This is a genomic window from Kitasatospora sp. NPDC042419, assembly GCF_056437345.1.
In genome coordinates, this window is record NZ_JBWKAW010000024.1 from 48,905 (window position 1) to 63,199 (window position 14,295).

The window sequence follows — 14,295 nt, forward strand, 5'->3', positions numbered from 1 at the left end:
CGCATCGGGCCGCTGAGGCAAGAAGTTGTCGGGTCCGCACACTCAATGAACGTTATTTCTGGCTACGCCCTGGTAGGTGCGACGATCGAGGTCTAGCATGCGCAGGCGAGAGCCTTCAACAATTTGTTGAACTCGCAGACGGACGGACGGAAGAAGGAACGTCGATGGCGACGGTGCCCAGTGTCTCGAACTCGATCACGGTGCGGCTGGAGGTTCCGGCCAGAGGCAACGCCGTCAGCGCGATCACCACGGCGGTCGAGTCCTCCGGCGGTTCGGTGACCGGTCTCGACGTGACCGCCTCGGGCCTGGAGGCACTGCGGATCGACGTGACGGTGGCCGCCTCCTCGGTCGCGCACGGCGAGGAGATCGTCGAGAAGCTCCGCACCATCGACGGCGTGGCGATCGGCAAGGTCTCGGACCGCACCTTCCTGATGCACCTCGGCGGCAAGATCGAGATGTCCTCGAAGCTGCCGATCCGCAACCGTGACGACCTCTCGATGATCTACACCCCGGGTGTCGCCCGGGTCTGCCTGGCGATCGCCGAGAACCCCGAGGACGCCCGCCGCCTCACCATCAAGCGCAACAGCGTCGCCGTGGTCACCGACGGCTCGGCGGTGCTGGGCCTGGGCAACATCGGCCCGGCCGCCGCGCTGCCGGTGATGGAGGGCAAGGCGGCCCTGTTCAAGCGCTTCGCCGGCATCGACGCCTGGCCGATCTGCCTGGACACCCAGGACACCGACGAGATCGTGGCCATCGTCAAGGCGATCGCCCCGGGCTTCGCCGGCATCAACCTGGAGGACATCTCGGCGCCGCGCTGCTTCGAGATCGAGGCCCGGCTGCGCGAGGCCCTGGACATCCCGGTCTTCCACGACGACCAGCACGGCACCGCGATCGTGGTGCTGGCGGCGCTCACCAACGCACTCAAGGTGGTCGGCAAGGAGATCGGCGACATCCGGGTCGTGATGTCGGGCGCCGGCGCCGCCGGCACCGCGATCCTCAAGCTGCTGCTGGCCGCCGGCGTCGAGCACGCCACCGTGGCGGACGTGCGGGGCGTGGTCCACGAGGGCCGCGACGACCTCAACGAGAGCCTGCGCTGGATCGCCGAGCACACCAACCGCACGGGCCGCACCGGAAGCCTCAAGGAGGCCGTGGCGGACGCCGACGTCTTCATCGGCGTCTCGGCCCCGAACGTGCTGGACGGCGACGACCTCGCCACCATGGCGCAGGACGCGATCGTCTTCGCGCTGGCGAACCCGGACCCGGAGGTCGACCCGGCGGTGGCCCGGCAGACCGCCGCGGTGGTCGCCACGGGCCGCAGCGACTTCCCGAACCAGATCAACAACGTGCTGGTCTTCCCGGGCGTCTTCCGCGGCCTGCTGGACGCCCAGAGCCGCACGGTCAACACCGAGATGATGATCGCCGCCGCCCGGGCGCTGGCCGCGACCGTCGGCGACGACGAGCGGAACCCGAACTACATCATCCCGAGCGTCTTCCACAAGGACGTCGCCAAGACCGTCGCCGCCGCCGTCCGGGACGCCGCCCTGGCCGCCGCCTCGGAGGCGCCCGTCCCGCCGCGGCCGACCCCGGGCATCGTCGGGACGCTCGACACGGCGTCCTTCCCGGCCGTCAAGCTCTGACCGGCCCGCGCGGCACGTGTCGCGGATCGGTCAAATGACCGAATAGCGACCTTACCCGCCCAATCCCGCCCCGAACCCTTGCGACACAAGGGCGAGGGGCGTGTTTGGGCTTGTCGGACCTAGGGCGTACGGTAGCCCTGCACGGGGCAGGCGTGTCCGACAAGTACGGAACGTCCCCCTGGTCTTCCGGCGCGTCGTCCCGACCGCCGCCCGCGCCCGGTACGCCGGAGCCGACGGAGCGTCACACCTCCGGCGGGCGGGCGCTGTTCGGGTCGTGACGTCGGGGCCCGATTGGCTTTCTCGGGGCCGGTCGGGGCAGGATTCGTATCCGGGCAGGCAGGCGGGCCTTTCACGGGCACGGCGCGCGGCACTGGGTGCGGACCCGGCCCGCGACCACGCATTGCCTGCATGAGCACAGTGTGCGGACCTGCGGCCCATCCGGGTGCCCCCGGTGGGAGCACCGATGGGCCCCCGCACACCGCAAGCGAACAGACCACAGGAGTACACATGAACCGCAGTGAGCTGGTGGCCGCGCTGTCCGAGCGCGCCGAGGTGACCCGCAAGGACGCCGACGCCGTTCTGGCCGCCTTCGCCGAGATCGTCGGCGAGGTCGTCGCCAAGGGCGACGAGAAGGTCACCATCCCCGGTTTCCTGACCTTCGAGCGCACCCACCGTGCCGCCCGCACCGCCCGTAACCCGCAGACCGGCGAGCCGATCCAGATCCCCGAGGGCTACAGCGCCAAGGTCAGCGCCGGCTCCAAGCTGAAGGAAGCCGCCAAGGGCGCCTGAACCACCCCTTGAACGCCCGAGAGGCCGGGCTCCCCGCGTGGGGAGCCCGGCCTCTCGCGTGGGCCGCCGGGCCGGTCAGGCGTCGACCAGCTGACCGTTCGGGAGCTCGCTGGGCAGCTCGACGTGGGCGCCGAGGTCGCGCAGCTTGTCCATGAAGTTCTCGTAGCCGCGGTTGATCAGGTCGATGCCGTGCACGGTCGAGGTGCCCTCGGCCGCCAGCGCCGCGATCAGGTACGAGAAGCCGCCGCGGAGGTCCGGGATGACCAGCTCGGCGCCGATCAGCTTGGACGGGCCGGAGACCACCGCGGAGTGCAGGAAGTTGCGGGCGCCGAAGCGGCACGGGGTGGCGCCCAGGCACTCGCGGTAGAGCTGGATGTGCGCACCCATCTGGTTGAGCGCGCCGGTGAAGCCGAGCCGCGACTCGTACACCGTCTCGTGGACGATGGACAGGCCGGTCGCCTGGGTCAGCGCGACCACCAGCGGCTGCTGCCAGTCGGTCTGGAAGCCCGGGTGCACGTCGGTCTCCAGGGCGATCGCCTTGAGCTCGCCGCCCGGGTGCCAGAACCGGATGCCCTCGTCGTCCACCTCGAAGGCGCCGCCGACCTTCCGGAAGGTGTTGAGGAAGGTCATCATCTCCAGCTGGCGGGCACCGCGGACGTAGATGTCGCCCTTGGTGGCCAGCGCCGCGCACGCCCAGGAGGCGGACTCCAGGCGGTCCGGCAGCGCGCGGTGGTTGTAGCCCGAGAGCTCGTCCACGCCGGTGATGAGGATGGTGCGGTCGGTGCCCATGGTGATGATCGCGCCCATCTTCTGCAGGATGCAGATGAGGTCGACGATCTCCGGCTCGACGGCCGCGTTGCGCAGCTCGGTGACGCCCTCGGCGAGGACGGCGGTGAGCAGGACCTGCTCGGTGGCGCCGACCGACGGGTAGGGCAGCTCGATCCGGGTGCCGCGCAGCCGCTGCTGGGCGACCAGGTAGGTGCCCTGCGGGTGCTTCTCGATGGTGGCGCCGAACTGGCGGAGCACCTCGAAGTGGAAGTCGACCGGGCGGCCGCCGATGTCGCAGCCGCCCAGGCCCGGGATGAAGGCGTGGCCGAGGCGGTGCAGCAGCGGGCCGCAGAAGAGGATCGGGATCCGCGAGGAGCCGGCGTGCGCGTCGATGTCGGCGACGTTGGCGCTCTCCACGTGGGACGGGTCGAGGATCAGCTCGCCCTCCTCGTCACCGGTGCGCACGGTGACCCCGTGCAGCTGGAGCAGGCCGCGGACCACCTTGACGTCGCGGATGTCCGGGACGTTGCGCAGTCTGCTGGGGCCCTGGCCGAGCAGGGCGGCGACCATGGCCTTGGGGACCAGGTTCTTCGCACCGCGGACGCGGATCTCGCCTTCGAGCGGGTTTCCGCCGTGGACCAGCAGGACGTCGTCGGTCATCGTTCTCGCAATCCGGGGTGCCAGAGGTGTGGGTGGGGCTCTGCGAGGAGCCGTGCGGTGGGCCGGTTTCACGGGCGTGTCGGGCCCCCGGCGTGACCGAGTCGGCACCGTGGAGGGGCGTCCACCATCAGTAGATGGTAGTGGTCGTGCCGACGGTTCCCGTGAGCCTCTCCCGTGATGGTGCTCTCCCCGGCCCGTCGGCCGCGCGCCGGTACGGCCGTACGGGTGTTCGCCGGGTGTTCGCCGGGGGCCCACCGGGCGTCCGGGGAAGGGCCCGGGTGGTCCCCGGTTTCGGGTGTCCGCCCGAGGGGGTTCTGCGGGATCATGTGAGGCATGACGGCGGCCCATTCGCACGGAGGTCGGTCCCACACCGGCCGCTTGCTCGTCGCGACGCCCGTGCTCACCGACCCGAACTTCGCCCGGGCGGTGGTGCTCCTCCTCGACCACGACGCCGAGGGGGCGCTCGGCGTAGTCCTCAACCGGCCGACGCCGATCGACGTGGGCAGCGTGCTGGACGGCTGGGGCGTGCTGGTCGGGCAGCCGGCCGTGGTGTTCCAGGGCGGGCCGGTGGCGCTGGACTCGGCGCTCGGGCTGGCCGTCGCGCCGGGGGAGCCGGGCACCGGCGAGCCGCTCGGCTGGCGGCGGGTGCACGGCGCGATCGGCCTGGTCGACCTGGAGGCGCCGCCCGAGGTGCTGGCCGGTGAGCTCGGGGCGCTGCGGATCTTCGCCGGGTACGCGGGCTGGGCGCCCGGACAGCTGGAGTCGGAGATCACGAGCGGGGCCTGGTACCTGGTGGACTGCGAGCCCGGGGACATCTCCAGCCCGGAGCCGGAGCGGCTCTGGCGCGCGGTGCTGCGCCGCCAGCGCGGTCCGGTGGCGCTGCTGGCGACCTACCCCGACGATCCCACCCTGAACTGAGCCGCGGACCGCCCGGGCCGCGGCGCCGGCACGCCCGCCGGGCCGGTGCGGTCGCGACACTGGCCCGGTTTTGCGGGGCGCCCATAGACTTGGCACCTATGAGCACTCTTGAGCCCGAGCGCGGCCTCGGCACCGGCACCCTGGTCGAGCCCGTCCCGCAGGTGTCAAACGGGGACGGCGACCACGAGCGCTTCGCGCACTACGTCCAGAAGGACAAGATCATGGAGAGCGCGCTCTCCGGGTCCCCCGTGGTGGCGCTCTGCGGCAAGGTGTGGGTGCCCGGGCGCGACCCGAAGAAGTACCCGGTCTGTCCGATGTGCAAGGAGATCTACGACGGCATCGGCAAGCCGCAGGGCGGCGACGACAAGTAGCGGTCCGCGCCGCTTGTCAGGACTGGACCATTTTGCAAACTGGTCTATGCCAGTGGGCCGGGCCGGAGGCAGGATGGCGGAATGGACCTCATTCCCGCCCCCTTGAGCTCCGTCCGCCTCCCGGACCAGGACTTCCCCCTCGACCAGACCACCACCCTGACCGCGCCGCCGGCGCTGGCCGGGGCCGAGCGGTGGCTGCGCTCCTCGCTGGCCGCCGCCACCGGCCTGCCGCTGGCCCCGGGGCGTCCCGGCGGGGGAGTCGAACTGGTCCACGACGAGACGCTGGCCGGCGAGGCGTACCGGCTCTCGGTGCGCCCCGGCCACGCCGTGATCACCGCCGGCGGTCCCGCCGGTGCGCTCTGGGGTGCGCAGACGTTGCGCCGGCTGCTCGGCCCGGACGCCTACCGGCGTGCCCCGCTGCGCTCCGCCGGCTGGGTGCTGCCCGGCGCCGACATCGAGGACGCGCCCCGGTTCGGCTGGCGCGGCGCGCTGCTGGACGTCGCCCGGCACTTCCTGCCCAAGTCCGACGTGCTCCGCTTCGTCGACCAGCTCTCCGCGCACAAGCTCAACGTGCTGCACCTGCACCTGACCGACGACCAGGGCTGGCGGCTGGAGATCAAGCGCTACCCGCGGCTCACCGAGCGGGCGTCCTGGCGTGAGCGCTCGATGGTCGGCTACCGGGCCGGCCAGCGCCGCGACGACCGCCCGCACGGCGGCTTCTACACCCAGGACGACCTGCGCGAGATCGTCGCGTACGCCGCCGAACGGGGTGTCACCGTCGTCCCGGAGATCGACCTGCCGGGCCACACCCAGGCCGCCGTGTCCGCCTACCCCGAACTGGGCAACACCGACGTGGTGGACACCGGCGCGCTGGGCGTCTGGACCGACTGGGGCGTCAGCCACAACGTGCTGAACGCCTCCGAGGCCACCCTCCGCTTCTTCGAAGGGGTGCTGGAGGAGGTCCTGGAGCTCTTCCCGTCCGAGTTCATCCACCTCGGCGGCGACGAGTGCCCCAAGGAGCAGTGGAAGGACAGCGCCGCCGCGCAGGCGCGGATCCGGGAGCTCGGCCTGGCCAACGAGGACGAGCTGCAGAGCCACATCATCCGGCACTTCGACGGCTGGCTCGCCGAGCGCGGCCGCCGGCTGATCGGCTGGGACGAGATCCTGGAGGGCGGCTTGGCTCCCGGCGCCGCGGTCTCCTCCTGGCGCGGCTACGGCGGTGGGGTCGCCGCCGCCCAGGCCGGGCACGACGTGGTGATGTGCCCCGAGCAGCACGTCTACCTGGACCACCGGCAGGCCCCGGGCGAGGACGAGCCGATCCCGGTCGGCTTCGTCCGCACCCTGGAGGACGTCTACCGGTTCGAGCCGGTGCCGGCGCAGCTCGACGAGGTCGCGGCCCGACGGGTGATCGGCACCCAGGCCAACCTGTGGAGCGAGTTCATGGACAGCGCCCGGGACGTCGACTACCGGGCCTTCCCCCGGCTCGCGGCCTTCGCCGAGGTCGCCTGGTCGGCCCTGCCCGCCGATCCCGCCGCGCGCGACTTCGCGGGCTTCGAGCGGCGGATGGAGGCCCACCGGGAGGTGCTGGACGCGCTCGGGGTCGAGTACCGGCCGGCCGGCGGTCCGCACCCCTGGCAGCGGTGGCCCGGGGTGCAGGGGCGGCCGATCGAGGGGCTTCCGCCGCTGGTCTGACGACGGCGGTACGACGACCGTCCGACCGCGGCCCCGCCGCCGGTGCGCCGCCGGCGGGGCCCCGCGGTCGGGCGTGTCCGGCGCGCCCGGCGGGCCGGCCCACCGGGCGGGTGTGGCGTACGGGAACTTCTGAGCGGTCGTCGGACGTCAAGAACAGATGAACATCTACTCCGGTTCGCATCGGACCGGAGCAGATACCGCCCGGTATCGGTCCCAAACGGGCAGTACCGTTCGCCCGTCCCGAAATGATCATCGAGCATTGTGTGCCAGAGTTGCCCAACCCGGCCCGATCGCCCGTACCCTACGGGCCAGGCCGGGCTGCCGCAGCGGACACCCCGGCCGAGGGCCGCGGGCGGCAGGCGATCGATGAGCAAGTGGAGCACGGTGGGACCCAGGTGAACCGGACGATCATGCTGCCGGCCTCCCTCGACGAGGCCGTCGAAGCGCTGGCCGCTCACCCGGCCGCGGTGCCGGTGGCCGGCGCCACCGACCTGATGGAGGCCGTCAACGCGGGACGGCTGCGCCCCGCCGCCCTGGTCGGCCTCGGCCGCATCACCGAACTCCGGGGCTGGCGCTACGAGGACGGCGGCACCGCCGTCCTGGGCGCCGGGCTCACCCACGCCCGGATGGACCGCCCCGACTTCGCCGCGCTGATCCCCGCGCTCGCGGACGCCGCCCGCACCGCCGGGCCACCGCAGGTCCGCAACGTCGGCACCCTCGGCGGCAACATCGCCACCGCCGCCCCGGCCGGGGACACCCTCCCGGTGCTCGCCGCGCTGGAGGCCAGCGTCACCCTCGCCAGGGCCGGCGCCACCCGCGAGGTCCCGGTCAGCCACCTGCTCACCGGCCTCGACCCGGTGCGCCCCGGCGAACTGCTCACCTGGGTGCGCGTCCCGCTGCTGCACGCTCCGCAGGTCTTCCTCAAGGCCACCGGCCGCAGCGGACCGGCCCGCGCCACCGCCTCCGTCGCCCTCGTGCTCGACCCCGCCCGGCGCGCCGTCCGCTGCGCCGTCGGCGCCGTCGCCCCGGTGCCGCTGCGGCCGCTGGAGGCCGAGGCCTGGGTGGCCGGCTGCATCGACTGGGACGGTTCGCGGGAGATCGACCCCGCCGCGACGGCCGCCTTCGGTGAGTACGTGGCCGCCGCCTGCGTACCCGACAGCTACGGCGCCGAGGGTGCCTGGGAGGCCGTGACCGAGGGGCCGAGCGCCGCCGCGGTCCGGTTGCGGCGTACCGTATCGGTGCTGGCCCGCCGGGCACTGGGAAGGGCGCTCAAGTGACCACAGACCACCCCATCGAGACCCTCGACGCGAGCCCGCCGGACCACGCGCCGCAGGTCAGCCGGGAACTGCGCCCCTGCACCTCGTACACGCTGCGGGTCAACGGCTTCGAACGGCCCGTCACCGACGCCTGGATCGGCGAGAGCCTGCTCTACGTGCTGCGCGAGCGGCTCGGCCTGGCCGGTGCCAAGGACGGCTGCGAGCAGGGCGAGTGCGGGGCCTGCTCGGTCCAGGTGGACGGTCAGCTGGTGGCCGGCTGCCTGGTGCCCGCCGCCCTGGCGCAGGACAGCGAGATCAACACCGTCGAGGGCCTGTCGGCCGGCGGCGGCGCCAGCGACGTCCAGCAGGCGCTGGCCGAGTCCGGAGCGGTGCAGTGCGGGTACTGCACGCCCGGCCTGGCGATGGCCGTGCACGACCTGCTCCAGCGCAACCACCGGCCCACCGAGGTCGAGGCGCGCCAGGCGCTCTGCGGCAACCTCTGCCGCTGCACCGGGTACCGGGGCGTGCTGGCCGCCGTGCAGACCGTCGCCGACGCGCGCGCCTCGGACGCCGAGCCGGTGGAGGAGACGGCGGCCGCCACGGAGACCGGCCCCGCCGCCGCTCCCGCCGCCTCCACCCCGACGGCCCCGACGGCCGCGGAGCCGGTCGCCGAGGCGGCCGTGCCCGCACCCCTGCCCGCCGACGACGGCCAGGCCGCCGGAGACCTGCCGGTCTACACCGACGGCGACGCCTGGATCGAACACGTTCCGCAGGAGCCCGCCGAGGAGACCCCGACCACGGCCGGCACGGGCGTCGGCGTCGGCATGCAGTACGGCGTCCCCGACGGTCAGGGCGGCTACGACACCGGGGTGTACGACACCACCGTGCTCGCCCCGATCCGGGACGTCCCCGCCCAGCCCGCCGGCGACGGCACCGGCTTCTTCCCGGCCCAGGGCTACCCCGAGCAGCCCTACCCGGGAACCACCCCGGCGCACGGCACCTACCTGCCCGGGCCCGGCGGGTACCCGGACGCGGGCGGCTACCCCCAGCAGCCCGGCTACGACGCCGCCTCGCCGTACGACGGCCCGGTGTACGAGAGCGCCCCGCCGCACGGCACCCCGGCGCACGGCACCCCGCTCCCGGGCTACGAGGGCCAGGCCTACGACGGCCAGGTCTACGACGGTCAGGGCTTCGACGGTCAGGCCTACGACGGCCGGGGCTTCCCGAACCAGGGCTACGACGGCACGCCCGCGCACGGCACGCCGTACGTCCCCATGCCCCCGCACGGCGCCCCGGCCGAGGGCGCCGCCCCCGCCGGCGTCCCGTACGGCGCCACCCCCGCCCACGGCATCCGGCTCCCCGAGGACGACCACGCATCATGACGTCGCCTACCGACATCGGCGCAGCACCCCAGCAGGACGGCGACCAGGGCGGCACGGCGGAGCCGTTCGGGCTGGGCAGCTCCCCGCTGCGCAGCGACGCCCTGCCGAAGGCGCTCGGCATCTACCCGTACGCCGCCGACCTCTGGGCCGAGGGCCTGCTCTGGGGCGCGGTGCTGCGCTCGCCGCACCCGCACGCCCGGATCCGCGGCATCGACACCTCGGCCGCGCTCGCCCTGCCCGGTGTGCACGCCGTGGTCACCGCCGCCGACCTGCCCGCCGGCCCGGACGGCAGCCCCGACGGGGCGCCCGCAGGGCCGATCGTCGCCGACCGGCCGGTGCTGGCCGCCGGCGTGGTCCGCCACCACGGCGAGCCGGTCGCCGCCGTCGCCGCCGACCACCCCGACACCGCTCGGCTCGCGGTCGGCCTGATCGCCGTCGACTACGAGCCGATGGAGGCCGTCACCGACCCGGAGCAGGCCTTCACCGCCCCGCCGCTGCACCCGGACGGCAACCTCTTCCGCCACCTCCCGCTGCGCACCGGGGACCCGGACGCCGCCGGCGAGGTCGTCGTCGAGGGCCTGTACCAGGTCGGCCGGCAGGACCCGGCGCCGCTCGGCGCGGAGGCCGGCCTGGCCGTGCCGCGCCCGGACGGCGGCGTCGAGCTGCACCTGTCCTCCACCGACCCGCACGGGGACCGCGACCGGACCGCAGCCTGCCTCGGCCTGGAGCCGGACCGGGTCCGGCTGGTGGTCACCGGGGTGCCCGGCGCGACCTCCGACCGCGAGGACCTCTCCTTCCAGGTCACCATGGCGCTGCTGGCGCTGCGCACCGGCCGGCCGGTGAAGATGACGCTGACCCGCGAGGAGTCCTTCCACACCCACACCTCGCGCCACCCCGCGCTGCTGCGCTACCGCCACCACGCCGACGCCGAGGGCCGGCTGGTCAAGGTCGAGGCGCAGATCCTGCTGGACGGCGGCGCCTACGCGGACGTCTCCGCCGAGGCACTGGCCGCCGCCACCGCCTTCTCGGTGGGCCCGTACAACTGCCCCAACGTCTTCGTGGACGCCTGGGCGGTGCGCACCAACAACCCGCCGGCCGGCCGGATGCGCGGCGAGGGCGCGCTCCAGGTGTGCTTCGCCTACGAGTCGCAGCTGGACCAGCTGGCCGCCCGGGTCGGCGTGGACCCGGTGGAGATCCGCCGCCGCAACGCGCTGGCCACCGGTGACCCGCTGCCCACCGGACAGGCCGTCACCTGCCCGGCCCCGGTGGGCGCGCTGCTGGAGGCGGTCGCCAAGGAGCCGCTGCCGGCCCTGCCGGTGGACGACCCGGACGCCGAGTGGCTGCTGCCGGGCGGGCCCGGCGGCGCCGGCGACCCGGCGGCGGTGCGGCGCGGGATCGGCTACGCGCTGGGCATGGTGCACATGCTGGGTGCCGAGGGCGAGGACGAGGTCTCCACGGCGACCGTCCGGGTCAGCGGCGACCACGCGACGGTGATCTGCGCGGCGGTCGACGCCGGCCACGGCTTCGCGACGCTGGCCCGGCAGATCGTGCAGACGGTGCTGGGCGTGAGCGAGGTGTACATCGCGCCGGCCGACAGCGACCAGTCGGTGGCCGGGCCGTCCGCCCGGGGCCGGCACACCTGGGTCTCCGGCGGCGCGGTCGAGCGGGCCGCACTGATGGTCCGCCACCAGCTGCTGCAGCCGATCGCCGCCAACTTCGGGATGTCGGTGGAGCTGCTGCAGATCGCCGACGGCAAGATCACCTCGTACGACGGGGTGCTCGGCATGCCGGTCGCCGAGGCGCTGGAGGGCAAGGAGCTCTGGGCCACCGCGCAGTGCCGCCCGCACCCGACCGAGCCGCTGGACGAGAACGGGCAGGGCGACGCCTTCGTCTCCATCGCGTTCTGCGCGATGCGCGCGGTGGTGGACGTGGACATCGAGCTGGGCGCCGTCCGGGTGGTCGAGATGACCGTCGCCCAGGACGTCGGCCGGGCGCTGAACCCGCGCCAGATCGAGGACCGGATCGAGGCGGGTGTCGCCCAGGGCGTCGGCCTGGCGCTGCTGGAGGAGCTGCGCACCGAGGGCGGCCTGCTGGTCAACCCCTCGCTGACCGGCTACCGGCTGCCGACGGCGCTGGACACCCCGGAGATCCGGATCGCCGCGCTGCTGGAGGAGCGTGACGTGGTCGCCTCGTTCGGTGCCAAGGCGGTCAGCGCCGTCCCCGCCGTGACGGCCCCGGCGGCCGTGGCCGCCGCCGTCCGCGCCGCGACCGGTCTGCCGGTCGGCCGGCTGCCGATCCGGCCCGAGGACGCCGTCACCGGCTGAGCCCCGCGGGGCGGCCGGACCGGATTCCGGTCCCGGCCGCCCGGCCGGGCCGGCCGTCGCGGAATTCCCGGAAAACGGCCGGGGGAAATCGGAAAAAGGCACGAAGAATTGCCGGTCGGCCTATCGGGCGCCGACCGGCAATTCTTTTCACGGAGGCCATGACGGGAATCGAACCCGTGTAAACCGCTTTGCAGGCGGTTCCCTAAACCACTCGGGCACACGGCCGTGGGGTGTGACTGGACTGCGGGTGCGGCTCAGGCGCAGCGGCAGCAGCGACAGGCGCGACAACACCGGGGAGCGGCGGCGCAGGTGCGGGGCGCGAGGGCCGCCGTCTTCCTGTCCATGTCCGACTCCTGTCGTCGTTCGCCGTGTTGGTGAATTCAGTTTGGCGGAATGGGCGGTGGAACGTCAATATCCATTTGTAAATTCTGTGTGGCGGGGTGTGCTACGGTCGGAGACAGGTGGCCGCTTCCCGGCCGCCCCGGACGAGCGCGTCGTACCCGGTGACGACAAGACGGCGCAGTACAGCGGCAACCCGGCCGCTGCTGACTGCGGAGGTACGGCCGTCATGGCTTGGCTCGTTCTGATCGTTTCCGGCGTCCTGGAGACCGTGTGGGCGGTCGCCCTGGAGTCGTCGAAGGGGTTCTCCCGGCTGGTCCCGACCGTGGTCTTCGGGGTGGCGCTGGCGCTCTCCATGGGCGGGCTGGCGTACGCGATGCGGTCGATCCCGATCGGTACCGGCTACGCGGTCTGGGTCGGCATCGGCGCGGTGGGGACGGCCCTGTACGGGATGGCCGTGCTGGGGGACGCGGTGACCGCGGCGCGGATCGGCTGCCTGCTGCTGATCGTCTCCGGCGTGGTGGGCCTCAAGGTGCTGCACTGAGCCACCGGTGCCCACCGGGCTGCCGGCTCCGGGTGCTGATCCGTACGGGGGCCACGGGTGCCACGGGCAGTACGGGCGGTCCGGGCGGTTCGGGCCGTCGGACCTAGGTCCAGCGGTGCAGGCGGGCGGCGACCATGGTCAGGGGTCATCGGCGCAGACGGCACTTACGATAATACGTATGACCACTGCCTCCCCCACCTCGGTCGATCCCGCCCCCGTCCCGATACCGGCCGACCCCGGTGGAGGGGTCCTCGGCAGCCGCTACCGGGCCCTCACCCTCGGCATCGTGTCGGTCGTGCTGCTGCTGGCCTTCGAGGCGACGGCGGTCAACACCGCGATGCCGGTGGCCGCCCGGGAGCTGGACGGGCTGGGGCTGTACGCCTTCGCGTTCTCCGGCTACTTCACCACCACGCTGTTCGCGCTGGTCGTCTCCGGCCAGTGGTGCGACCGGCGCGGGCCGCTGCAACCGCTGTTCAGCGGGATCGCGGTGTTCGGCGCGGGCCTGGTGGTCGCGGGCGCGGCGCCCGGCATGTGGATCTTCGTGGGCGGCCGGGCGATCCAGGGCCTGGGCGGCGGACTGGTGATCGTCGCGCTGTACGTGGTGGTCGGCCGGGCCTACCCGGAGCGGCTGCGGCCGGCGGTGTTCGCGGCCTTCTCCTCGGCCTGGGTGCTGCCCTCGATCATCGGCCCGGTGGTCTCCGGGGCGGTCACCCAGCACCTCGGCTGGCGCTGGGTCTTCCTCGCCGTACCGGCGCTGATCCTGCTGCCGCTGGCGGTGATGGGCCCGGCGCTGCGCCGTTCGGAGCGCGAGCAGCCGGTACCGAAGGGCGCGGACTTCGACCGCCGCCGGACCGTGCTGGCCGCGATGGCCGCGCTCGGCGCCGCCCTGCTGCAGTACGCGGGCCAGCGGCTGGACCTGCTCGGCCTGCTCCCGGCGGCGGCCGGTGCGGCGCTGCTGCTGCCCGCCGTGCTGGGGCTGCTGCCCGCCGGGACGCTGCGGGCCGGGCGCGGGCTGCCGACGGTGATCCTGCTGCGCGGGGTGGCGGCGGGGGCGTTCTTCGCGGCCGAGGCGTTCATCCCGCTGATGATGGTGACCGAGCGGGACCTCTCGCCGACGCTGGCCGGGCTGACCCTGACCAGCGGGGGCCTCTCCTGGGCGCTGGGCTCCTGGCTCCAGGGGCGGCCGGGCGCCGAGCGCTACCGCGAGGCGATGATCCGGGGCGGGTTCGTGCTGACCGCGGTGGCGATCGCGGGGGCCGCGCTGGTGCTGGTCCCGGCGGTGCCGGCCTGGGTGGCGGCGGTCGCCTGGGGCGTCGGCGGGATCGGGATGGGACTGACGGTGGCGAGCGTCAGCGTGCTGATGATGAAGCTGTCGGCGCCGGAGGACGCCGGGGCCAACTCGGCCTCGCTGCAGGTGAGCGACGCCCTCGGCAACGTGCTGCTGGTGGGTCTGTCCGGGGTGCTCTTCGCGGGGCTGGGCGGCGGCTCGGTGGCCGCCGCCCACGACGGCGCCGGGGGCACCGGCTCGACGGCCGCGTTCGCGGTGATCTTCCTGGTCATGACCGGGGTGGCGCTGCTGGGGGCGCTCGTCTCCGGCCGGGTCCGGAAGGGCTGA

General features: G+C 73.8%; 11 protein-coding genes, 1 tRNA gene and 1 riboswitch. Of the genes, 10 read left to right on the plus strand and 2 right to left on the minus strand.

Translation table 11 applies throughout. From position 1 onward, the window contains the following. Positions 1-164 precede the first annotated feature (164 nt). Positions 165-1,637, plus strand: coding sequence for an NAD-dependent malic enzyme (locus AC067J_RS32670; RefSeq protein WP_478305387.1), 1,473 nt, complete (start codon positions 165-167; stop codon positions 1,635-1,637). A gap of 507 nt (positions 1,638-2,144) precedes the next feature. Then, positions 2,145-2,426 (plus strand): HU family DNA-binding protein, encoded by a 282-nt coding sequence (locus tag AC067J_RS32675; protein ID WP_030308200.1) that lies wholly within the window; start codon positions 2,145-2,147, stop codon positions 2,424-2,426. 75 nt (positions 2,427-2,501) lie between these two features. Here the strand turns inward: AC067J_RS32675 and murA are convergent, their stop codons facing one another. Beyond that, positions 2,502-3,854, minus strand: coding sequence for a UDP-N-acetylglucosamine 1-carboxyvinyltransferase (gene murA, locus AC067J_RS32680; RefSeq protein WP_478305389.1), 1,353 nt, complete (start codon positions 3,852-3,854; stop codon positions 2,502-2,504). Positions 3,855-4,187: 333 nt separating this feature from the next. On the opposite strand from murA, the gene AC067J_RS32685 reads away from it, so the two are divergent. The 6 genes from AC067J_RS32685 (at position 4,188) to AC067J_RS32710 (ending at position 11,797) form a co-directional block, all read left to right on the plus strand. Continuing rightward, positions 4,188-4,772: a YqgE/AlgH family protein gene (locus AC067J_RS32685; RefSeq protein WP_478305391.1), complete on the plus strand. Its 585-nt coding sequence runs from the start codon at positions 4,188-4,190 to the stop codon at positions 4,770-4,772. Between the two features lie 98 nt (positions 4,773-4,870). After that, positions 4,871-5,143 (plus strand): DUF3039 domain-containing protein, encoded by a 273-nt coding sequence (locus tag AC067J_RS32690; protein ID WP_327677380.1) that lies wholly within the window; start codon positions 4,871-4,873, stop codon positions 5,141-5,143. A gap of 81 nt (positions 5,144-5,224) precedes the next feature. Next, complete coding sequence (locus AC067J_RS32695; RefSeq protein ID WP_478305393.1) at positions 5,225-6,835, plus strand: beta-N-acetylhexosaminidase; 1,611 nt, start codon at positions 5,225-5,227, stop codon at positions 6,833-6,835. Between the two features lie 410 nt (positions 6,836-7,245). Further along, a complete protein-coding gene (locus AC067J_RS32700; RefSeq protein ID WP_327683874.1) occupies positions 7,246-8,112 on the plus strand; it encodes an FAD binding domain-containing protein in 867 nt (288 codons plus the stop codon). Then, entirely contained in the window at positions 8,109-9,473 is a 1,365-nt protein-coding gene (locus AC067J_RS32705) for a (2Fe-2S)-binding protein (RefSeq protein ID WP_478305395.1), read from the plus strand. The genes AC067J_RS32700 and AC067J_RS32705 overlap by 4 nt, the downstream gene beginning before the upstream one ends. After that, the gene (locus AC067J_RS32710; protein WP_478305397.1) at positions 9,470-11,797 is read left to right on the plus strand and encodes a xanthine dehydrogenase family protein molybdopterin-binding subunit; all 2,328 of its coding nucleotides are present in this window, start codon (positions 9,470-9,472) and stop codon (positions 11,795-11,797) included. Before AC067J_RS32705 ends, AC067J_RS32710 begins: the two co-directional genes overlap by 4 nt. 153 nt (positions 11,798-11,950) lie before the next feature. Here AC067J_RS32710 and AC067J_RS32715 read toward each other — a convergent pair. Further along, positions 11,951-12,022: transfer RNA gene (locus AC067J_RS32715), tRNA-Cys, on the minus strand. Positions 12,023-12,255: 233 nt separating this feature from the next. Further along, a riboswitch (guanidine-III (ykkC-III) riboswitch) is annotated at positions 12,256-12,321 on the plus strand. 44 nt (positions 12,322-12,365) lie between these two features. On the opposite strand from AC067J_RS32715, the gene AC067J_RS32720 reads away from it, so the two are divergent. Beyond that, on the plus strand, positions 12,366-12,680 hold the full coding sequence (locus AC067J_RS32720) for a DMT family transporter (protein ID WP_478305399.1): 315 nt from the start codon (positions 12,366-12,368) through the stop codon (positions 12,678-12,680). 178 nt (positions 12,681-12,858) lie between these two features. After that, complete coding sequence (locus tag AC067J_RS32725; protein ID WP_478305401.1) at positions 12,859-14,295, plus strand: MFS transporter; 1,437 nt, start codon at positions 12,859-12,861, stop codon at positions 14,293-14,295.

What these genes read in the sequence shown, in the direction of transcription:
- AC067J_RS32670 (WP_478305387.1), top strand. Translation starts at nt 165, where the DNA reads ATGGCGACGGTGCCCAGTGTCTCGAACTCGATCACGGTGCGGCTGGAG.
- AC067J_RS32675 (WP_030308200.1), top strand. Translation starts at nt 2,145, where the DNA reads ATGAACCGCAGTGAGCTGGTGGCCGCGCTGTCCGAGCGCGCCGAGGTG.
- murA (WP_478305389.1), bottom strand. Translation starts at nt 3,854, where the DNA reads ATGACCGACGACGTCCTGCTGGTCCACGGCGGAAACCCGCTCGAAGGC.
- AC067J_RS32685 (WP_478305391.1), top strand. Translation starts at nt 4,188, where the DNA reads ATGACGGCGGCCCATTCGCACGGAGGTCGGTCCCACACCGGCCGCTTG.
- AC067J_RS32690 (WP_327677380.1), top strand. Translation starts at nt 4,871, where the DNA reads ATGAGCACTCTTGAGCCCGAGCGCGGCCTCGGCACCGGCACCCTGGTC.
- AC067J_RS32695 (WP_478305393.1), top strand. Translation starts at nt 5,225, where the DNA reads ATGGACCTCATTCCCGCCCCCTTGAGCTCCGTCCGCCTCCCGGACCAG.
- AC067J_RS32700 (WP_327683874.1), top strand. Translation starts at nt 7,246, where the DNA reads ATGCTGCCGGCCTCCCTCGACGAGGCCGTCGAAGCGCTGGCCGCTCAC.
- AC067J_RS32710 (WP_478305397.1), top strand. Translation starts at nt 9,470, where the DNA reads ATGACGTCGCCTACCGACATCGGCGCAGCACCCCAGCAGGACGGCGAC.
- AC067J_RS32720 (WP_478305399.1), top strand. Translation starts at nt 12,366, where the DNA reads ATGGCTTGGCTCGTTCTGATCGTTTCCGGCGTCCTGGAGACCGTGTGG.
- AC067J_RS32725 (WP_478305401.1), top strand. Translation starts at nt 12,859, where the DNA reads ATGACCACTGCCTCCCCCACCTCGGTCGATCCCGCCCCCGTCCCGATA.